The 21009-nt window shown below is 63.9% G+C and carries 16 protein-coding genes; 10 read left to right on the top strand and 6 right to left on the bottom strand.

All coding sequences use genetic code 11. The features are described 5' to 3' along the window. Window positions 1-327 precede the first annotated feature (327 nt). The 3 genes from HV770_RS07200 (at window position 328) to HV770_RS07190 (ending at window position 4194) form a co-directional block, all read left to right on the top strand. Window positions 328-1299, top strand: coding sequence for a hydroxymethylglutaryl-CoA lyase (locus HV770_RS07200; protein WP_175158743.1), 972 nt, complete (start codon window positions 328-330; stop codon window positions 1297-1299). A gap of 14 nt (window positions 1300-1313) precedes the next feature. Continuing rightward, a complete protein-coding gene (locus HV770_RS07195) occupies window positions 1314-2552 on the top strand; it encodes a CaiB/BaiF CoA transferase family protein (RefSeq protein WP_175158742.1) in 1239 nt (412 codons plus the stop codon). A gap of 145 nt (window positions 2553-2697) precedes the next feature. Further along, the gene (locus tag HV770_RS07190; protein ID WP_175158741.1) at window positions 2698-4194 is read left to right on the top strand and encodes an MFS transporter; all 1497 of its coding nucleotides are present in this window, start codon (window positions 2698-2700) and stop codon (window positions 4192-4194) included. A 493-nt stretch (window positions 4195-4687) separates the two neighbouring features. Here the strand turns inward: HV770_RS07190 and HV770_RS07185 are convergent, their stop codons facing one another. Further along, window positions 4688-4834, bottom strand: a complete 147-nt coding sequence (locus HV770_RS07185; RefSeq protein ID WP_175158740.1) for a hypothetical protein — start codon at window positions 4832-4834, stop codon at window positions 4688-4690. Between the two features lie 1086 nt (window positions 4835-5920). On the opposite strand from HV770_RS07185, the gene HV770_RS07180 reads away from it, so the two are divergent. From HV770_RS07180 to HV770_RS07160, 5 genes are all read left to right on the top strand, one after another. Then, window positions 5921-6904 (top strand): GlxA family transcriptional regulator, encoded by a 984-nt coding sequence (locus HV770_RS07180; RefSeq protein WP_175158846.1) that lies wholly within the window; start codon window positions 5921-5923, stop codon window positions 6902-6904. 89 nt (window positions 6905-6993) lie between these two features. Further along, window positions 6994-8556, top strand: a complete 1563-nt coding sequence (locus HV770_RS07175) for a mannose-1-phosphate guanylyltransferase/mannose-6-phosphate isomerase (RefSeq protein ID WP_175158739.1) — start codon at window positions 6994-6996, stop codon at window positions 8554-8556. A gap of 66 nt (window positions 8557-8622) precedes the next feature. Beyond that, the gene (locus HV770_RS07170) at window positions 8623-10008 is read left to right on the top strand and encodes an undecaprenyl-phosphate glucose phosphotransferase (RefSeq protein ID WP_175158738.1); all 1386 of its coding nucleotides are present in this window, start codon (window positions 8623-8625) and stop codon (window positions 10006-10008) included. A gap of 64 nt (window positions 10009-10072) precedes the next feature. Further along, window positions 10073-11212 (top strand): polysaccharide biosynthesis/export family protein, encoded by a 1140-nt coding sequence (locus HV770_RS07165; protein ID WP_175158737.1) that lies wholly within the window; start codon window positions 10073-10075, stop codon window positions 11210-11212. 51 nt (window positions 11213-11263) lie between these two features. After that, a complete protein-coding gene (locus tag HV770_RS07160) occupies window positions 11264-13498 on the top strand; it encodes a polysaccharide biosynthesis tyrosine autokinase (RefSeq protein WP_175158736.1) in 2235 nt (744 codons plus the stop codon). Between the two features lie 402 nt (window positions 13499-13900). Here the strand turns inward: HV770_RS07160 and HV770_RS07155 are convergent, their stop codons facing one another. The 3 genes from HV770_RS07155 to HV770_RS07145 all read right to left on the bottom strand — a co-directional run bounded on the left by HV770_RS07155 (window position 13901) and on the right by HV770_RS07145 (window position 17779). Beyond that, on the bottom strand, window positions 13901-14188 hold the full coding sequence (locus HV770_RS07155; protein ID WP_175158735.1) for a hypothetical protein: 288 nt from the start codon (window positions 14186-14188) through the stop codon (window positions 13901-13903). Further along, entirely contained in the window at window positions 14185-15687 is a 1503-nt protein-coding gene (locus HV770_RS07150; protein ID WP_175158734.1) for a hypothetical protein, read from the bottom strand. Before HV770_RS07150 ends, HV770_RS07155 begins: the two co-directional genes overlap by 4 nt. Window positions 15688-16021: 334 nt before the next feature. After that, complete coding sequence (locus HV770_RS07145) at window positions 16022-17779, bottom strand: hypothetical protein (protein ID WP_175158733.1); 1758 nt, start codon at window positions 17777-17779, stop codon at window positions 16022-16024. 111 nt (window positions 17780-17890) lie between these two features. Between HV770_RS07145 and HV770_RS39650 the strand changes: the two genes are divergently transcribed. Then, the gene (locus HV770_RS39650; RefSeq protein WP_175158732.1) at window positions 17891-18280 is read left to right on the top strand and encodes a hypothetical protein; all 390 of its coding nucleotides are present in this window, start codon (window positions 17891-17893) and stop codon (window positions 18278-18280) included. A 462-nt stretch (window positions 18281-18742) separates the two neighbouring features. After that, a complete protein-coding gene (locus tag HV770_RS07135) occupies window positions 18743-19138 on the top strand; it encodes a hypothetical protein (protein WP_175158731.1) in 396 nt (131 codons plus the stop codon). Window positions 19139-19498: 360 nt separating this feature from the next. On the opposite strand, the gene HV770_RS07130 is transcribed toward HV770_RS07135, so the two are convergent. Further along, complete coding sequence (locus HV770_RS07130; RefSeq protein WP_175158730.1) at window positions 19499-19759, bottom strand: hypothetical protein; 261 nt, start codon at window positions 19757-19759, stop codon at window positions 19499-19501. Window positions 19760-20041: 282 nt separating this feature from the next. Next, window positions 20042-20848 carry a hypothetical protein gene (locus tag HV770_RS07125; RefSeq protein ID WP_246290743.1) on the bottom strand — a complete coding sequence of 269 codons (807 nt, stop codon included), beginning with the start codon at window positions 20846-20848 and terminating at the stop codon, window positions 20042-20044. Between the last annotated feature and the right edge of the window lie 161 nt (window positions 20849-21009).

Raw genomic sequence — 21009 nt, 5'->3', positions numbered from 1 at the left:
CGCATGGATCGCGCCTTCAGCGCACTCACACGGCAGGCGCACGCGCTTCGTGATCACGCGTACGCCGACATTGATCGTGCACGCCGCCTGTCCGCTGCCGCCCACCATAACCCGCTGAACCCCGCCACACACCTCTTCTGAAAACCCCTTAAGGGTTTCCCCTCTCGGCGCCGAAACGCCCGCCCAGCAGGCCCGCGCTGCCATCGCGAGGCGCGATGGACGGCGTCGTCAACGCAGACTTCCGCGCGCGCCCGTGCGCGGGCACGCTGTCATCCAGTTGCTTCATTTCCGCCTCTGCAGCGCAATCCGACACCGGGATCAAAGACCATGAGTGACACCCAGGAGCGCGTCGTCGTGACCGAAGTCGGCATGCGCGACGGCCTGCAAAGCATCGCCCGCACGATGCCCACCGAGTTCAAACGGCGGTGGATCGACGCCGCCTATGCAGCCGGCGTGCGGCATATGGAAGTCGCGTCGTTCGTGCCCGCGAAACTGCTGCCGCAAATGGCCGATGCCGGTGAAGTGATCGCCCATGCGCTCAGCTACGACGATCTGATCGTGACGGCCCTGGTGCCGAATCTGAAGGGCGCGCAACGCGCGCTCGACAGCGGCGTACACCGGATCGTCGCGCCGATATCGGTGAGCGCCGCGCATAGCCTCGCCAACGTACGCAAGACGCCCGCCGACATGATCGACGCGTTCGCCGCGATGCGCGAGGCGATCGATGCCGCATCGAACGGCGGGACGCGGCGCGTCGAACTGATCGCCGGTTTGTCGACGGTGTTCGGCTGCACGCTGCAAGGCGCGGTGCCGTACGCGGATATCGCCGCGATCGCGCGCGACGCGCTGCAGGCCGGCGCCGACGTGATCGCGCTCGGCGACACCACCGGCGAGGCGACGCCGCGCCAGGTCGGCGAGATCATCGGACTGGTGCGCGACGTCGCGGGCGCGCGGCTGCGCTCGCTGCATTTCCACGACACGCGCGGCCTCGGCCTCGCCAACACGCTGGTTGCCCTGCAACACGGCATCCGCGAATTCGACGCGTCGCTGGCCGGCCTCGGCGGTTGTCCGCATGCGCCGGGCGCGACCGGCAACGTCAATACCGAAGACCTCGTGTTCATGCTCGACAGCATGGGCTACGACACCGGTATCGATCTCACGAGGCTGCTCGCCTCGCGCGCCGTGCTCGCCGACGCGTTGCCCGGCGAGCCGCTGTACGGCTACCTGGCACGCGCCGGTTTGCCGAAGCAGTTCGCCGCCGGCCGTCAGGCATGCGCATCTTTCCAACCCGCTTCCTAACCGCAGGTGCTGCAATGACTCCGCTTTCGTCCACTTCCGATTCCGCCTCGTCCGCGCCGCAGCAGGGCGCATTGCCGCTCGCCGGTATTCGCGTGATCGAGTTGTCGCATATGGTGATGGGCCCGACCTGCGGGATGATTCTCGGCGACCTCGGCGCCGAAGTGATCAAGGTCGAGCCGCCGCGCGGCGACGGCACGCGCCGTCTGCTCGGCACCGGTGCGGGTTTTTTCCGCACCTTCAATCGCAACAAGAAGAGCGTCGCGCTCGATCTCGACAGCGAAGCGGGACTCGCCGCGCTGCACACGCTCGTCGACACCGCCGACGTGTTCGTCGAAAACTTCAAGCCGGGCCGCATGGCGAGTCTCGGGCTCGACTACGCGACACTGCGCGAGCGCAATCCGAAGCTGATCTACGTGTCGCACAAGGGTTTTCTGAACGGCCCTTACGAACACCGCCTCGCGCTCGACGAAGTCGTACAGATGATGGCGGGCCTCGCGTACATGACCGGACCGGTCGGCCGGCCGCTGCGCGCGGGCAGTTCGGTCAACGACATCATGGGCGGCATGTTCGGCGCGATCGGCGTGCTCGCCGCGCTGCACGAACGGCATGCGAGCGGACGCGGCAAGGAAGTGCAGAGCGCGCTGTTCGAGAACTGTGTACTGCTGTGCGCGCAGCACATGCAGCAGTTCGCCGCGACCGGCGTGCCCGCCGCGCCGATGCCGGAGCGCATCAGCGCGTGGGCCGTGTACGACGTGTTCACGCTCGCCAACGGCGAGCAGATGTTCATCGCCGCGACCGGCGACGGTCAGTGGCGCGCGTTGTGCGCGATTCTCGGCCGCGCCGACCTGATTGCCGATCCGCGTCTCGCGACCAACAACGATCGCGTGCTGGCGCGTGAGTGGCTGCTGAAAACGCTCGGCGAAACCTTGTGTCGATTCGAAGGCGCGGCGCTCGTGCCGCTGTTCGAGCGCGACCATATTCCGTTCGCGTCGATCACGAAGCCGGAAGCATTGTTCGACGATCCGCATCTGAACGAAAGCGGAGGGCTCGCGCGCCTGACGCTCGACGACGGCAGCGAGACCGCCATGCCCTTGCTGCCGATTTCGATGGACGGCGCGCGTTTGCAGCCGCGTCAGCCGATCGCGAAGATCGGCGAGCACACCGCCGACGTGCTGCGCGGTCTCGGTTATGACGACGCGCAGATCGCGGCGCTGGGCGGCGGTGCGGCTCGGGCGCCGCGCGAAGCGGCGTGACCTGCGCATGGCGCCGGCTAGGGCAAACGCGGCGCGACGCTCGAGGCGCGGCGTGCTGTCCGGTGCCGCTAATGTAGTCCCCTCAAATTTCATCCGGCGATAGACCGGCGTTCCGCAATCATTTGCGTTGGATTGGAGACAGGCGATGAAATCGTCGAATCAAGCGGTGTATGCGACGGCAGTCGGCGATGCCGCCGCACTGGGCGGCCTGCCCGCGGACACGGACACGGATACAGGCGCAGCGGCGGGCGACCACGCCGGGCAGATCGCGCTCGAAGGCGCGCGCATTTCCGCGCGGCTCGATCGCCTGCCCGCCACCCGTTCGATCTGGAAGCTGGTGATGCTGCTGAGCCTCGGCCTCTTCTTCGAACTGTACGACCTGATGTTCTCCGGCTACATTGCGCCGGGACTCGTGCGTAGCGGCATTCTCACCGCGACTACCCATGGTCTGTTCGGCACCAGCGGTGTCGCGAGCTTCATCGCCGCGTTGTTTGCGGGCCTGTTCATCGGCACGGCGGCATGCGGTTTTCTCGCCGACCGTTTCGGGCGACGGGCGATCTTTACGTGGTCGCTGCTGTGGTACACCGCGGCCAACATCATCATGGCTTTTCAGGACACCGCGTTCGGGCTCAACCTGTGGCGCTTCATCGCGGGCATCGGCATCGGCGTGGAGATCGTCACGATCGGCACGTACATCTCCGAGCTCGTGCCGAAGCATATTCGCGGCCGCGCGGCGGCGTGCTCGCAGGCGGTCGGCTTCTGCGCGGTGCCGATCGTCGCGTTTCTGTCGTATCTGCTGGTGCCGCACCGTTACTTCGGCCTCGACGGCTGGCGCATCGTCGTGCTGACCGGCGTGGTCGGCGCGATCGTGGTGTGGTGGATCCGTCTGCGTTTGCCGGAGAGCCCGCGCTGGCTTGCGCAAAAAGGCCGCATCGGGGAAGCCGACGCGGTGATGAAGCGGCTCGAAGCGCGCGTCGAGCGCGAATACGGCCGACCGCTGCCGCAGCCCGCGTCGCCCGAGCCGGTGCGCGCGCGTACGGCGTTTCGCGATCTGCTCGCGCCGCCATATCGCCGGCGCACGCTGATGCTGATCATCTTCCACGTGTTCCAGACCATGGGCTACTACGGCTTCGCGAACTGGATTCCGACGTTGCTGATCAAGCAGGGCATCACGGTCACGACGAGCCTGATGTACGCGAGCATCATCGCGCTTGCCGCGCCGCTCGGGCCGCTGCTGGGCTTGCTGATTGCCGACCGCTTCGAGCGCAAGACGGTGATCATCTTCATGGCGGGGGTGAACGTGGTGTGCGGGCTGGCCTTCAGCCAGGCGCGCGAGACCGTATTGCTGCTGAGTCTCGGCGTGTGTCTCGTGCTGGCGGGCAACATCATTTCATACAGCTATTACGCGTATCAGGCGGAACTGTTTCCGACCAGCATCCGCGCGCGGGCGGTGGGATTCGTCTATTCGTGGAGCCGGATTTCAGCGGTGTTCTCGGCGTTCGTGATCGCCGGGTGTTTGAGCCGCTTTGGCGTGAACGGGGTGTTCGTGTTCATTTCCGGCGCGATGGCGGTGGTGATGATCGCCATCGGCATGCTGGGACCGAAAACACGCGATGTCGCGCTGGAGGATATTTCCAGGTAGCCGCTGCGGGTGGCGAAGTAATGCGGAAGTCAAGCCGAAGTAAAGCCGAAGTAAAGCCGAAGTCAAGCCGAAGTCAAGCCGAAGTCAAGCCGAAGTAAAGCCGAAGTAAAGCCGAAGTAAAGCCGAAGTAAAGCGGCCCGCCTTGTGAAGGCGGGCCGGCTCGCGTTTAGTGCTTCTTCTGGGTCGCCGAAACGCTCGGTGCTACGCGAATCGGTGTCCCGCCGGACGGCGACGTGGCAGGTTGCGGTTTCTTCTCCTGCTTCGGTTTCTTGACTTCGCGGTTACTGCGCATCTGACCTTTTGCCATGATGGACTCCCAATTGGCGTTTTTTGCTCCTCACAGGAGCAATGAGGTAGTGTGCGCTGATTTTGGCATTACTGTTGGGATTTCTGTCTTTTGCCATTCAGGACCGCCCGAGGGCAGCGCGTGAATGGGCGCGAATGCGCCCAACGCCGAGTCGAGCGGTTCGTCCTTATGGATGCGAGCGCATCACTAGTCCCGATGATCCTCGTCGGTACGGGCGAGCCGGTCCGACACGTTGCCAAGCAGCAGCGCGAACAGTAAAGCGCCGATCGTCGTAAAGAGGAGCGCGCCGATCATCGCAGCGAGGATCAGTGTCATCCATATCAGAGCGTTCATAGGATAGAAGCGGTTCCAGCATGTTGTCAGGCATCCTAACCCGTCCGCGCGCACGAGTTCTGTACGCCAGCAGGCCTCGAACCTATCATGAAGTGCCTAATTATCGGCGCATTGCGCCGCTTGCGCGCCACGTCGCCTTCGGATGTGGCGTCGCGTCTTGGTAACCGTGCACGTGCATGTTGTCCCAATAAGCGGCCGATGCCGGGCGGACCGAGCCGGCATCCGCGCTATGCGACAACGTTTTGACGACATGCTGTGCAACGTCGCCGGACAACACGTCGCGTGTGCCGTTGTTCAAACGGCAGGTGCGGTATTCGCATGCACATGGCGTCCACTGTCTGCTGGCAATGCATCATCGAATGGTTAATGCACGAGGTCAGAACGGCCTTTACTTGTCTGGCGAGGTCGCTGCCGCGCAAAGCGCATAGCATCTGCGCAATTCGCTGGTGAGATCGACCCGCTTCGCCCTCGGCGCAATCGGCCATTGGCGCGCCTATTGCCGGGCGGTCAAAAGATGTCTTTGTTTCAGCTCTGAAACATTAATCGCCAGCTTTATATTCCCCATTGCCGATAACAATAAATTAAATAATCTGGTCGGCTTTCAAGTGCCTATATTGGATGTCTGTTTTCGCAAGATGATGCGAAGCTCTATGGTCGGAGCAAATTTGCGTGGGGTCCGGCACAGACAACGGCGGTGAAGGAGGGTACTCTCAATTTGCCGTCTGCGCGGAAAAAATCACTTAAAACTGGCGGAAGTTTGGTGGAATAGAATTGTTAGTGCGCCGTTTTCGAGTGGTCGTGTAGTGTGCGCTGGCGTACGCTGCCGCCGTTTTATTTGCATTAAGATTCGCAAAATGCCTATTCATTCATATGTGGAATCGGCAATTAAATTGGCGGGAAGCGGCGGCCGCGCCGTATTGCCGGGTCTCACTGGCCGGCATTGTCGGGGCACGCCAACATGTCTGCGCTTTTCGGTCATGGCGGCTAAGTGCTGGAAGGGTCGTCGCATGGTGCACCGGTACAGAGCGGGGTTCTCTGTGTCGTGACGGCAAAGAGCAGATCCGTTTTCTGTAGAGAGGGATGACCATGAGCTGCGCGAGTCTCGAGTCTGCAATGCTGCGGTGGGTGCATGCGCCGACCAGGGGAATGCGTCGCATCGCGATATTGATGTTCAACGACTGCTCGCTGCAGGGCGCCGGTGTGGTGGCCGAGGTTTTCCAGGCAGCCAATGAACTGGCCGCGTCGAGCGCTGGTGGCTCGCTGTACGACGTGTCGTTCCTCTCGGCCGACGGCGGCATGGTGACCTCATCGTCCGCGCTGCGCGTGTCGACCGATGGACTCGACGCGCGGCACTCCGACGGCTTCGATGCGTTGTACGTGGCGGGCGGCAAAGGTGCATGCGCCGCCGCGGGCGACGAGCGGCTGATTGCGTGGCTGCGGCGCGTGCGCCGCAACACCGGCATGATCCGGCCGATCGCCGAGGGGCGCGTGCTGCTCGAGGCGGCTTACGCGCCGGAGAGCAAGAACGGCGCCGAGCCCGCGCAGCAGGCGAATGGCGCGCGCCACCCTGAGGCGGCCGCCGAAGCGGGCGACCGGCTCGAGTCGATGAGAAGCGCGCTCGCGATGATCAAGCGCGACCTCGGCGGCGCCACGGCGCGCTCGGTGGCCGAACGCCTGCTTGCGGATTCATGTTCGAACCTCGCGCCGTTGCTGGGCGAAGACGGTGGCCTGAGCCCTGGCGACAAGGTGCGCGCGGCGGCTCGCTGGCTTCAGGAGAATTGCCAGCAGTCGATTTCGATCGCCGACGCGGCGCAGTTCGCGGCGATGAGCGAGCGCAACTTTCTGCGCCGCTTCAAGATGGAAATGGGCATCACGCCATCGAGCTTTCTGCTGCACGAACGCCTTGCGGTGACGTGCAGCCTGTTGACCGAATCGGAATTGCCGGTCGACAAGATTGCCCGGCGCACCGGCATGGGCAACGGTGACCGCCTTGCAAAAGTGTTTCGCAAGCGAATGAGCATTTCACCCACCGAATTCAGGATTCAAAGCCGCCGCATGGCTGGTGAGTAGCGCGGGCGGGGCCGCGTTGACGGGCGCGTGAGTAACGCGGCGTCAGGAATTATTTCCTTAGACTTTTGAGAATTATAAGGATTCCGAATATGTCGACTCAGGGAGCGGGAAGCGCTGCGTTGCCCGGACCGGACGACGTCGCGGCCGGAGCATCCGGCGCGCGTTGCGCGCGCATCGTCCCGGTGATTCTTGCTGGGGGCTCGGGCACGCGGCTGTGGCCGGTGTCGCGGGAAAACTTTCCGAAGCAACTGATCGACGTGGTCGGCCCGGACTCGTTGCTGCAGGCAACCGCGCGGCGCATGGAGGGCTTTCCGGCCGGCTGGAGTGTGGATGTCGCGCCGATCATCGTGTGCGGTGAGGAGCATCGCTTCGTGATTGCCGAACAGCTGCACGCAAACGGCGTCGAGGCGCGTCTCATCGTGGAACCGGCGCGCCGCGATACGGCGCCGGCGTTGACGCTGGCGGCGTCGCTCGCGTGCGCGGACGGCGGCGACGCGATTCTCGTCGTGATGCCGGCCGACCACTCGATCGCCGACGTACAGGCATTGCAAGGCGCGCTGGAGCGCGCCGCGCGCTATGCGGAGCGCGGCGCGATCGCGACGCTGGGCGTGCCGCCCACGCGGCCCGACACCGGCTTCGGCTATATCCGGATCGGCGCCGAACTCGGAGACGGCGGACATGCGATCGACGCCTTCGTCGAGAAACCCGCGGAAGAAATCGCCGCGCAGTACGTGGCGGCCGGTACGTATTGGTGGAATAGCGGAATCTTCATCGTGCGGGCGAGCGTGTGGCTCGACACGCTCAAGCGCCTGCAGCCCGACATGCACGCGGCGTGCGCGCGCGCATTCGTTGGCGGCAGCACCGCCGAGGCGGTGTTCCGACCGCTGCCGGACGCATTCCTCGGCGTACCCGCGGATTCGATCGACTACGCGGTAATGGAGCGGCTGATCGACACCGCTGATGCGGCAGCGCACGGCGGCGCGCAGCGCTCCGATGCCCTGGCGATGCCCGTCGGCGTGGTTGTCAGACTGGATGCGGGCTGGTCCGACCTCGGTTCATGGGACGCCGTGTGGGCCGCGATGGACAAGGACGCCAACGGCAACGCGGGGCGCGGGCGGGTCGCGTTCGAAGGCGCGGTGTCGAGCTATGCACATTCGGAAGGGCGGCTGGTCGCGTGCGTCGGCACCACCAACGTCGTGGTGGTCGAAACCGCCGACGCCGTGCTGGTGGTCGACCGCTCGCACGTCCAGGACGTGAAGGGGCTGGTCTCGCGTATCAAGGCACAGCATGCGCCGGAGGCCGACGCGCATCGCAAGGTGCGCCGCCCGTGGGGGTTCTACGACTCGCTCGACCACGGCGAGCGGTTTCAGGTGAAGCGCATCGTCGTCACGCCGGGCGCGCAACTGTCGCTGCAACTGCACCACCACCGCGCCGAACACTGGGTGGTCGTGCGCGGCACGGCACTCGTCACACGCGGCGAAGAGCAGTTCCTGCTGAGTGAAAACGAATCGACCTTCATTCCGCTCGGCACTCGCCACCGGCTCGAAAACCCGGGAAAAGTGCCGCTCGAAATCATCGAAATCCAGTCAGGCGTCTATCTGGGCGAAGACGACATTGTGAGGTTCAACGACAACTACGGCCGCTGCTCCTAAGCAGTCCGCCGGATTCATCTGCTAACAGGCACGGCAAGTAACGACGTAAGCACAGAGGCAAACAAAATGCGCAAGTTTCAGGATTTGCTCGCGCGAGTTTTCGATGTCGCGTTGGTGTTGGCGGGGGCGGCGCTGGCGTCGCAGATCCGTTTCGACTACCTCGCTCAATCCGGGTTCTACTGGGCGCTCGTGATGTTTTCCGCCGCGTTCGCGCTGGCCATCTTCCCGGCGTTCGGCGTCTACGAATCGTGGCGCGGCCGCTCCAAGCTAGCGCTCGCCGGTCAAGTCTCGCTCGCGTGGCTGATCGTGCAGGGCTGCGCGCTCGTGCTGATGTATTCACTGCATCGCAGCGATCTCGTGTCGCGGCTGTGGTTCTCGTACTGGACCGCGGTGACGGGCGCCCTGCTGATCTCGTACCGGCTGATCACGCACGCGGCGCTGGCGCGCGCTCGCGGCGCCGGCATGAATCTGCACCAGGTCGCGATCGTCGGCAGCGGCTCGCAATGCGAAGCCATCCTGCGCCGCATCGAAGCCGCACCGACCGCCGGGTTTCGCGCGACCGCCGTCTACAACACGCGCCCGGACGAGACGTCGGTGACGAATTCGCGTGTGCCGGTGTTCGACAGCGTCGACGCGCTCGCCGACTATATCCGCACGAACGACGTGCACGAATTGTGGCTGATGCTCTCGCTGAGCGAGGAGCCGCTGATCTGCGCGTTGATCGGCAGATTCCGCGACGACCTCGTGAACATCCGTTTCATGCCCGATGTGCGCAGCCACGCGCTGTTCGAAGGCAGCGGCGTGGTCGAGCTGCTTGGCATGCCGGCGATCAATCTGGTCGCCTCGCCGCTGTCGGCGAGTTCGATGCTGAAGAAGGAAATTTTCGACCGCCTGTTCGCGGCCGCGGCGTTGATCGCACTCGCGCCGCTGCTGCTGGCCATCGCGATCGCGGTGAAGCTCTCGTCGCGCGGCCCGGTGCTGTTCAAACAGAAGCGCAAGGGCGCGGACGGCCGGGTCTTCACGATCTACAAGTTCCGCTCGATGCGTCTGCATACCGAAGCCAAAGGCGTGCTCAGCCAGGCGACGCGCGACGACAGCCGCGTGACGAAAGTCGGCGCGTTCCTGCGCCGCACGAGCCTCGACGAGCTGCCGCAATTTTTCAACGTGTTGCGTGGCGACATGTCGGTCGTTGGACCGCGTCCCCATGCACTCGAGCATGACGACCTCTATCAGAAAGTGGTCGCCGGCTACATCAATCGCTACCGGATCAAACCGGGAATCACGGGCTGGGCGCAGATAAACGGCTTCCGTGGCGAGACTGACCGCATCGAAAAGATGGAGCGTCGGGTGGAACATGACCTGTATTACCTGGGTCATTGGTCGTTCGCGCTCGATATGCGGATTATCGGCGCGACGATTGTCGCTGGACTGGTGCATCGAAACGCTTACTAAGCAATTAAAAACACGCCGGCGCTACCGCCTTTGGAACGGTTGCCGCGCGCACGGAGGAAATATCATGAGCTCACTTGGTCTACGCACGGGAAGTCTCCTGGTTTTCGCTACGGCAACGCTGCTTTCCGGATGCGGGATCGCGCCCGGTCAACGGATGATCACGCCGGCCGCGATTCAGGACACAGGGGGTGAATTCAGCACGGAAGCCGCGCAGCAAAAGCAGATACCGATTACCGATATCAACCTGGCGCTGCTGCGCAAGATAAATGCGGATCAAACGTCGGCGGCGCTGCCGTCGCAGACGCTTGGCCTGTTCGGCAAGCCGCCCATCTACAGGGTGGGCCCCGGCGACGTGCTGCAGATCGTCGTCTGGGATCACCCGGAACTGGCCGCCGCGCTCGGACAGCCGAATCAGAGCCCGCGCAGCGCGGATGCGATTCCGGGCTTCCTGATCGACGAAAACGGCGACATTCAGTTCCCCTACGCGGGCAACGTGCATGTGAGCGGCAAGGACGTCTCGACGATCCAGAGAGAGCTGCACTCCCGTCTGAGCAAGGTCTACCAGAAGCCCGAAGTGACGGTGCGCGTGGCGTCGTTCCGCAATTCGCAGATCTATGTGGACGGTGAAGTGCGCACGCCTGGCGCGCAATCGCTCAACGATATTCCGATGTCGCTGACGACGGCGATCAACCAGGGCGGCGGCTTCAGCGCGAATGCCGACCGCAGCCGCGTCGAGCTGGTCCGCGACGGCGTCATATATCCGCTCAACGTCGACGACCTGATCAAGCGCGGCCATAATCCGTCGCAGATCTATCTGCAGCCGGGCGATCTGATCAGGGTGGCGGCGCGTGAAGACAGCGGCGTGTACGTGATGGGCGAGGTCAGCAAGCCGGCCACCGTCCTGCCGTTGCGCAATGGTTCGCTGACGCTGTCGCAAGCGATCTCGGATGGCGGCAGCTTCGATTCGAACACGGCCGCCGCGCAGCAGGTCTTCGTGATCCGCAATTCGACGAGCGAGTCGCCGCAGATCTATCACCTCGATGCGACCTCGCCGGTTTCGATGGTGCTTGCCAATCAGTTCGAGCTTCAGCCGAAAGACATCGTGTACGTCGGCCAAGGCGGACTGGTTCGCTTCAATCGCGTGTTGAATCTGCTGCTGCCGGCCATCAATGCGGCTGTGACGGGCGTGGTGCTGACGAAATGACACGACGCGCGAGCTGAAACCTGAACCGCCGGGCTTTGCTGGGTGAAGAACATGGCAATCAACTTCGAAAACCGCTACACCGACGTGTCCGGATCGGACGAGCTTCGCCTGTCGGACTATCTCCGCACGATCGTGCGCGGTTGGCGCACCATTTTCACGGTGACGCTGATCGCGCTCGCGCTGGGGTGCGCGTACGCGTTTCTCGCGCCGCCCACGTATCGTGCGGACGTGCTGTTTCACGTCGAGGACAGGTCGGCCAATGACAGCGCGAACGGCAGGAGTTCCTTGCCGCCGCTGCCCGGCATGTTCGACTCGAGGCCATCGACGGCGGCGCAGATCGAGTTGCTGAAGTCGCGGCTGGTCACGGAGGAGGCCGTCAGAAGTCTGCACCTCGATATCACGGCGACGCCACGCTATCTGCCGGTCATCGGCCGAATGATCGCGGGGCTGGTGAACGGCCAATGGGGTTTCAGGCTGCCGTCGTTCATCAATCTGTCCGGCTTCGCATGGGGCGGCGAAAGCATTGCGGTGTCGCGCTTCGATACGTCGAAGGAACTGTATGACACGACCTTCACGCTGATCGCGGGCGCCGACGGCACCTATATGTTGCGCGACCGCAACGGTATCGCGATCCTGTCGGGGCGGGTCGGCGAGACCGTCGAAACCGATACCGCCGACGGCCCGATCGCGCTGCACGTCGACAAGCTGGTCGGCGCGCCCGGCTCGCGTTTCGAACTGTCGCGCGCGTCCACGCTGAGCACGGTGAACCGTTTGCAGAAAGCGGTGGTGGTGCAGGAAGCCACGCAGCAGTCCGGCGTGATCCGCACGAGTCTCGAAGGCGGCGACGCTGCATTGACCGCGGCGATCGTGAACAACATGGCGCGCGAATTCCTGCGGCAGGACCTCGAAAGCCGTTCGAGCGAAAGCGAGCACATGCTCGCGTACCTCGATCAGCAATCGTCGGGCGCGCGCAAGGCACTCGAGGAAGCCGAGCAACGCTACAACAAGTTCCGTAATGCGCACGGCACGGTCGACCTGGGCGAGGAAAGCCGCCTGCTGCTGCAGCAAATCGTCGACAACAAGAGCAGGCTGCTCGATCTGCAACGGCAACGCGCGGAGATGTCACAGCGCTTCACGGCGAGTCATCCGATGGTAGCCGCACTCGATGCGCAGATCGCCACGTTGCAGGGCGCGCAGACGAACATGAACCGCAGCGTCGCGGTAATGCCCGACACCGAACAGACCGCAATGCAGCTGTTGCGCGACGTGCGGGTCAACACGGAGCTCTATACGAATTTGCTGAACAGCGCGCAGCAACTGCGCATGGCGAAGGCGGGGCAGACGGGCAGTGTACGCGTGGTGGATTTCGCTGAAACGCCTGACGAACCGGTGCGCCCGAAGCGCGCGCAGGCAATCCTGATCGCACTCGGCGGCGGCCTCGCGCTCGGCATCCTGCTGATCTTCTTCAAACGCGCGGTGTACGGCGGCGTTGAACGCCCGGACGAACTCGAAACGATGCTCGGCGTGCCCGTGTTCGCGGTCGTCCCGCGCAGCCAGACGCAGTTGCGGCTGCAGGAAAAAGTGAGTCTGCGCCGGCGCGGGCTGCACGTGCTCGCGCAGCAGGCGCCCGAAGACATGGCGGTGGAGGGCGTGCGCAATCTGCGCACCTCGTTGCAGCTCTCGCTCGATTACGCAGAGAACAACGTCGTGATGATCACAGGCTCGCGGCCCGATGCGGGCAAGTCGTTCCTGTCGGTGAATCTGTCGGCGCTGGTGGCGTCGGCGAAAAAGCGCGTGCTGATCATCGACGGCGACATGCGGCGCGGCGAAGTCCATTCGCACTTCGGTATCGCGCATCAACCGGGGCTGTCCGACGTGTTGAGCGGCGGCGATCTGCACGCGATGATTCAGCGCGACGTGCTGCCCGGTCTCGACGTGCTCGCCAAGGGCTCGCTGCCGTCGCATCCGGCCGAACTGCTGATGGGCGAGCGCTTCGAAACGATGCTCGACGAACTGAAGCCGTACTACGACCTCGTGATCGTCGACACCCCGCCGGTGCTTGCGGTCACGGATCCGACGCTGATCGGCAGATACGCGGGCACGACGCTGCTGGTGGTGCGTCACGGCCGCCATCCGGCCAACGAGATCGCCGAGGCGGCGAAGCGCTTGCGCAACAGCGGCGTCGCGATGCGCGGCGTGCTGCTGACCGACGTGCCGCAGGAAGGCGCGTTCCTCGGGTCGGGTTATCAAGGCGGCTATTACGGTTACGACAGTGTCGCCGGCTGAGGGAGCGACCTGCTTGCGCAGGCCGCTCGATCGCGCTACCGCTTTGGCATATACATGGGTGTCGCACTGAAGCTGCACGTGATGAAGCGAGGCGCATCGCGGTAACGCGGAATGCAAACAGTCGCGCCGGCAGCGAAGCAATGTCGACATGCCTCTTCGTTCTTCTCAAGCCGCGCCGGGTCGAGTGCCGGTACTGTCGGTCGTGCCGAGCGGCATGATCCGTTCATTGGCGCGATACAGCCAGAACGATTGACGCACGCGTGCGTTGTCTCCCGGTCCACGGCCAGCACGGCTACTTCTTCAGATGCTTGAGCGGATAGGCTTGCTTGAACCACGGATCTAGCATGCTGTGCACGTACACGCAGTGCGGCACGTCGCCCATGTGCAGCGCTTTCCATGCAGCTAAGCCGTCGATTGGCACAGCCTAAGGACGATGACCGCGTCGAAGCGCTTCGCATCGGCGGTGATTGACGGCGCGAGCCGTCCGCAATCGCCGTAGCCGGCGCGGGTCGGGGTGCAGGCGTGAACCGGAAACGGGAAGGCCGGGACGCAGCCGTCGCCGGGCGCGTCGCAGCTCGGGACTTCGAGCTTGCGTCCGGCTTCGCGCATGGCTATGCCGCTGCGACACACGCCTTCGACGGGAACGCCTGCGCGCAGATCGACGCCAGGAAGCAGCGGGAGGATTTTCATTGGCCGATGCGTGGCCGGTTGGCGCGTGGCACGTGCGAGCCGTGCGGCACGAGTGCGCCGAACTCGCCTTCGTTGGACGCGGCGCCGGCCGTGCGCGATGTACCGAGTGTCGATGCGAGATCGGCGCGGCCCATGCCGGGGTGGATGCGGCCCGGCAGTTCGGGCATCGCGACCGGACCTCGCTGCGGCGGCGCGGGCGCGCGGGTCGTGCGCATGGTGCTTGCCGGCAGCGCGCGTTGCAGGCGCGCGTACGTGGCGATCATCAGGCCGAGCGCGACGCCGAAGATCAGACCCGAGAAGCGCGGCCCGAGCGGATTGCCGCCGATGGTAGTGGCCGGCAGCGCGGCGAACAGCATGACCGCGCGCCCAAGCACGGGCAGCAGCGGCGCGTTGGGCACGACCGAGCGCCAGTGGCGGTATGAGAAGACGCAGATCGCCAGCGCGGCCAGCATCGCCAGCGGCATGGCAAGGCCGAACACCAGCCCGCCCGCGAAGAACTGATAGACCCAGAAGTTGTGACCCGCGGCCCATTCGTTGATCGCGTAGAAGTCCTGCTCATTGAACGAGTCCGCAAGGTACGGCAGATACACGGGCGAGTAACGATAGTAGTGGCCGTAGCCCTCGCCGAACAGCAGCGTGTCCGCCGACGCAGTGACCTGGTCGTACTGATCGCGCATTTCGGCGAGTCGCGTGATCGTAGCCGGGTCCGTGCCGGAGACGCTCTCCTGGGACGCGAAGATACGCTGGGTCCACGGCTGCGCCACGGACGGAAAGCTCCAGGCGACGATGCCCGCCATGCCGGCCAGCGCCGCGCCGACCACGAGGCTGCGGGCGAACGCGCGCCGCGCGTGGCGGATGGTCGGCGCGCTCAGCGCCAGCGCGAGCAGGAACAGCAGCGCCGTGCCGACCAGCACGCTGCGCGTCTCGCTCAGCCATTCGACGACGATGGTGGCCGCGAACACCGCGACCCTGAAGACCGAGAAACGCCGCGCCACGATGAATTCGTGCAGCAGCACGCCCTGCAAGCCGAGCAGCGTCACCGAGATGATCCGTTCGCGCACGTCGTCGAGACCGCCGCCCGTTGCCATGCCGTAGAAGAACGTGAACACGAGGCTGATCAGGTTGGCGGCGAACAACGCCCTTTCGAATTGCGCGAGCCGGTAGTCGCTCCACGGCCGGCACGCGACGAGATAGCCGAGCAGGAACAGCACGAAGGGCAGCAGGGTGCGCAGATAGTTGCCGGTGTCGTTGTCCTGAACCAGCTGGGCGACGATGCTGCCGAATACGCACAGCAGCATGCTGATGGTGACGACGGAACGCAGCCGGGAACGCTCGTGAAAGCGGGGAGCGATAAGCAGCAGCGCGACGCCCGCGACCACCGCGGGCAGGATGAGGCCGACCTGCGCGAAGCGGCCCGTGTTCGCGTCGGTTGCCTGATAGTCCAGCGCAAGCGGTAACAGAAAAAGCCATATCCATGGCGTTGCATACTGGTGGCGCATTGCTGGTCCTCACCGTCGCGGTCATGACGCCGTCGGTCTATAGCAGACGGTCCCACACGGGGTCATTGTGCGGGAATCTCCCCGATTGTCAGTTACCCCGACCGCATTCGCCGTTGCTTGCCCGGGTTCTGGCGACGGTGGCAAGGCCGTCACTGCAAGACGTGCGCAAACTTGGGCTTGTTGTCGGTCAAGGTATTGACGTGGGCGCGCACGCAGATGTGCCGGCGCCAGCGGTGCGAATACAACCCTAAGTCCGCGCCGGGTGTGCAGACAGCCGCGCGCACGAACGTGCTGGCGCCAGCGCCGATGACGAAGGTAATGCGGTCGGTGGCCCTCAATGGTGCGTGAGCAAGTCGCGTGGCGGGGGCGGCGGTTCGGGCGGCGCTTCGACGGGCGGCGGGATCTGGAGTTCGGATCGCTGCGTCGCCATTGTCAGGAGACGCTGCGCTTCCTTGCTACTCGAATCGATCTCCAGCGCATTGCCGGCGTTGTGCGACACGCACGTCCAATGCCCCACGTATCCACAGCCTCGCGCAAGGCTGAGAAACGCGTCGCGCTGCTCTTCGCGGGTATGCACGGCGGAGCGCAGGCGCTGCGCGTCGCGGTTCCCTGGCTGCGCCGAGACGGCTGCGGCGAGGCGTGTCTTGGTCGCCGACAGATTGTTCGCTTGCAGACTGGCACGCGCGGCTTTCAAATTCCGCGACGCGTCCGCGCGCAATTTGTCCGCCGGGCTGATCGGCTGATTGCCGGGGCTGTGTTGGGCATCTGACGTCGATGCGACGGTGGCGCTCGTGGTGGACACGGGCGCAACGGTAGGCCTGGCGTCGGGCAACGACGCAACGGCTCGCTTCGCATTGGGCGCAGGCGCAATGTTGGACTTCGCGGCGGGCACGGACGCGACGGTGCGCTTCGGATCGGGCGCCGTGGTCGGCTTCGTTTCGGGCGCCGATGCGACGGTGCGCTTCGTATCGGATGCCGACGCAATGGTGCGCTTCGTTTCGGGGGCCGATGCGACGGCGAGCCTTGTATCGAACGCAGGCGCCACGGCGGACTTCGCGTCGGGCACTGATGCAACGGTGCGCTTCGTATCGGGTGCCGACACAATTGTGGGCTTCGTGTTGGGCGCCGATGCGATGGAGTGGTTTGTATCGAACGCAGGCGCCACGGCGGGTTTCGTGTCGGGCACTGGTGCAACGGTGCGCTTCGTATCGGATGCCGACGCAATGGCGGGCTTCGTTTCGGGCGCCGATGCGACGGCGCGCCTCGTATCGAATGCAGGCGCGACGGCGGACTTCGCCTCGGGCACTGATGCAACGGTGCGCTTCGTATCGGATGCCGACGCAATGGCGGGCTTCGCATTGGACGCCGATGCGACGGCGCGCCTCGTATCGAACGCAGGCGCGACGGCGGGTTTCGTGTCGGGCACCGACGCGATGTTGGACTTCGTATCGAGCACCGACGCACCGGCGCGCTGCGCATCGGACGCCGCCGCCGCGATGGCGGCCTTCGTATCGGGCGCTGCCAGGACTGCGCGGCGCTGCGCCAATGGCGCCGCGACCGTCGGCGCGACCTGCATGGACCGCGCGGGCGCGGCCTGCTGCGCAGCGCTACTTGCCGGCCGGTGCACGAGTGCCACGCCGCCCTTGCCGGCAACAGCGCCGGACGCCTTGCCGTTCTGCGCCAGCACCTTGCCGGATGTCTCGATCGGCGTGCCGATGCGCGTCTCATCGCCATGGATGAAGCCGAGGTACACCGCGGATGTCGCCACTATCACCGAGGCCACAGCCGCGGCCGGTCGGCGCAACCGCTGATAGACGCTTGCCGGCGCAAGCGGTTCTTCGACCGAATCGTAGCGCTTGTCCATTGCGCGCGACGACGGGCTCCAGATCCTGCGCGCCGGCACGCTGGGCGCGAACGCCGGCTGACGCTGGTTCAGCGCAACGGGCAGACCCGGCGCTCGCGCCGCGCGTGCGCCGAACGTATCGGCGGGGTGCGTGCGGCACGAAGGACACGGCAATAAACGGCCAGCTAGCGGCGCACCGCAGTGGGCACATCGTTGAGAATCCTGATCGAAGGTCGTGTCGCTAAGCATGGCCAGGTCGCTAACGGGCGTCGAACGCCGATGCCGCCATCAAAAGAACGGGCACGGCCAAGGAGGTTTGCAAGCGGGACTTACTGTGCGACGACGTAACCTCGCGCCTGCATGCACGCGCCGTACGCGGCCCAATACTGGGTCATGGGCGGCTCGGGTGCAGGCAGTGGCGGCAGCTTGACGCTCGATGCCGCGTTCGCCTGCTCCGACGAACCGGCTGCAGCCCCGGATGCGCCCATATCCGCCGTCGTTGCCGTCGTTGCCGTCGATGCCGGCGTGGCGGCCGTCGTAGCCGTGTTCGGGACGCCCGCCGCGGGTGCGCTCGCCGGGCGCGACACCGAAGCGCCTGCGCCTGTCGCCGCCGTCGTTACCGGCTCACTGGCGCCGGGCGCGGTCGCGGCGGCCGGCATGCTCGCGCTCGTCGGCGTGGCCGAGAAAGTGCTGGGCGGCAGTGGCGGACGCGACGGTACGCCGGTCGACGTGGCCTTGGTGGCAGGTTGAGGGCGCGGCGGAATCTGCGGTTCGCGCTTGATGTCGATCTTGGTCTTGTTGGCCTGCGCAAAGCACAGCGCGGTGTCGATGCTGCGCTGGTAGGGGCTTTGACTTTGGATAGGATAGGTGAGCGGCTGCCATGCGAGGGCAGCGTTGCTAACCACCATGAGCGTTAGTACGGTATACGTTTTAAATTCCATCGCAGTGGCTCCCGCAGCGATGTTTCGCCTTTTTCATTGGCTAATGCGCTTCGCGACGTGTCTGTTGGGTTCTGCCGCTGAACGGCGGCTCACTGGCGCGAAGGCTGACCTCTGAAGCGTAGCACTGCGTATTGTCGAAGCAATAGTCCGGATAGCGCGCGAAAACGCCATCCTGCTGTCCAAACCAGCCACATTGAATGCGAGACGGCGGAAAACGGCGAAAAACATGGGGTAACCCCTGCGTGCGGTGGCGGTCGGTCAGGAGATGAGGATGAAGAACATCAAGTACCACTATGGAAGACGTGTCGCGATGGCCTCGGTTCTGTTGCTCTCGACGGCTCTACCCATATCGGGGATGGCTAGCGAGGATGCCGCCACCGCGAAGGTGGAGACGGCGGGTGAGCGTGCCCACTTCGCGCAGGCGTTCTGTCAGGTGTCGCCCGAGCGTATCGGCGCATACAAGCAGCAGCTCAGAAACAGGCTGCCTGAGGCCAGCGACTTCGATCGACACTGGCAAGTTGGCTGGCACCGCGCGAACAAGGACAATGCCCGGATGAGCGCGCTGCGCGATCACGATCCCTCCGAATTCGAGGCACGGATCAAGGTGAATTGCGAACGTTTAAAGTGGCTGGCCGGCAATTCGCTTCGGACACCCGCGAGAAAGTGAGGCCAGTAGATGCCTATCTGGTTTGGGTGTGTGTAACGTTTCGATCCGCAAACATCTTGCGGGCCGCCTCGTCGCCCACACTATCCTTTCCAACTTCGTCGGCCCAGACCGGCGCGTGGCCAAGGGCGACATGCATGGCAAAACCTTGACGGAAATAGTTTCCGACGCAAATGTGCGATAGCCAATATTCAAGAAACATGCCGCGCTTATCGTATGTACTTGCGCCCACCGCAAGAGGACATCGCCGTACTACGGGGCTGTAAGCTAGCCTGAGTTTAGGGAGCATGAACTGTCGACCGATGCGAAACAACAGTTCTTCGAGAGCGGAGAGCTATATGTATTCGGCATATTCAATGCCATTCATCGACATTTGAATCCGGACTTTCGGGCCGATTGGGCCGCGGATTTCGGCTGTGGCGTGGGGCGTTTGATCATGCCCTTGTCAACGCGAGCAAAAAGCGCGGTTGGAATCGACGTTTCTCCATCCATGCTGGAATAAGCGGCGAAAAAAACGTCACCCGGCAAAGCATCGGGAATGTCGAATTCGTTCGATCCAATGATGCGCTGACGGATCTCCACGGAATGTTCGATTTGATCAATTCCTATATGGTCTTCCAGCATATTCCGGTCGAACGCGGAATGAGACTTGCCGAGGCGCTGCTGAGCCACCTTTCGCCGTGCTGCCGTTCTACACTTTACCTACGATTGCAATGCGACCCGGCTTACCGATACCATCAGTTGGACTAGCGGCCATTTCGTCCCCGCGCATTGGCTGCCTCAATAGAGGGTCCCGCGACCACTTGAACCGAGGCCACAGGATTTTTCTGTGGAAGCTTCTGAACCAACCACTGCTGGAAGCACATCATCGACAGTCTGGAGCGCTTTCTATTGCAGGCCATCCTCTCAGTGCCGTGCACGACGCAGCATCTCGCTAAGGCCCAGCGAATGACCAGGATCGTAGTAATGGATAAGCAGCGTGCGGCGCTGTCCCGCCTCGACATCGAGGTTCCCATGCTGGAGCGCAAAGCCATTGAACGCGTAGACGCTGCCGACCTGCACCGGCACGCGATCGCAATTGCCACGACGCAGATCATGCCACGTCAGCCATTTCCGCCAGCTGAGCGGCAGGCCGCGCTGGATGCCGTGGCGAATCTTGCATATCACATTGCCCGGCGTGGAGACCGAAAGGCGAGGGCGGCGGTACAACACCAGATCGCCGTTGGCGTCACTCTCCGGCGCCAGTTGTAGCGGAATCAGCAACGTCAGCAGATGGGAGTCGTAATGGCGGCAATGACTTTCCGCCTGCGTCGCTGCGCTCGAGCAGCGAATCACGTGAAAAGGTTGCAGCGGCAAGGCCGTCTTTCCCGCCTGAGCCGCCATCGAGCGCGTATTCGCACAAATAGTCCCTTCGAGTTGCCGGAATGCCTCGCTGCGGCGAATCAACTCGGCCGCCATCAGGCTTATTTGAGCACGTTGCGGCGGACTGCCAAACGAACGATCGATGGCTTCGTTGATTTCTGCGATTGCTTCAAGAGGAATCACGTCGTGAAAAGATTTCAGCGCGACGCCTGTTTCTATCTGAATGCGCTTCGCGGGTGAATGACCTCGTGCGCCTGACATGGTTTGCATAGAGGGAATCTCTCTGATATTGAATCTTGTTCTCGAATACGTAGGTCTCGTCATGAAAAATATGCGTTGGCCGCATTTCACTATGTACGTTGTCCAACACAAAGTGATGAAGCGTATAGAACATCGGGTTGTGGTTGGAGCGTAGCGAAGCGGCGACGCGGAATTCGACTGCTCACTGTGTTGGCGGCTAAATAGATGAAATAGTTTTTATTTAATGTTATTAGCAGTATGAAATATGCGAA

The sequence above is a fragment of the Paraburkholderia fynbosensis genome (assembly GCF_902859935.1).
In the GTDB taxonomy this organism is placed as follows: Bacteria; Pseudomonadota; Gammaproteobacteria; order Burkholderiales; family Burkholderiaceae; genus Paraburkholderia; species Paraburkholderia fynbosensis.
This window is presented reverse-complemented; position numbering and strand designations above follow the sequence as displayed.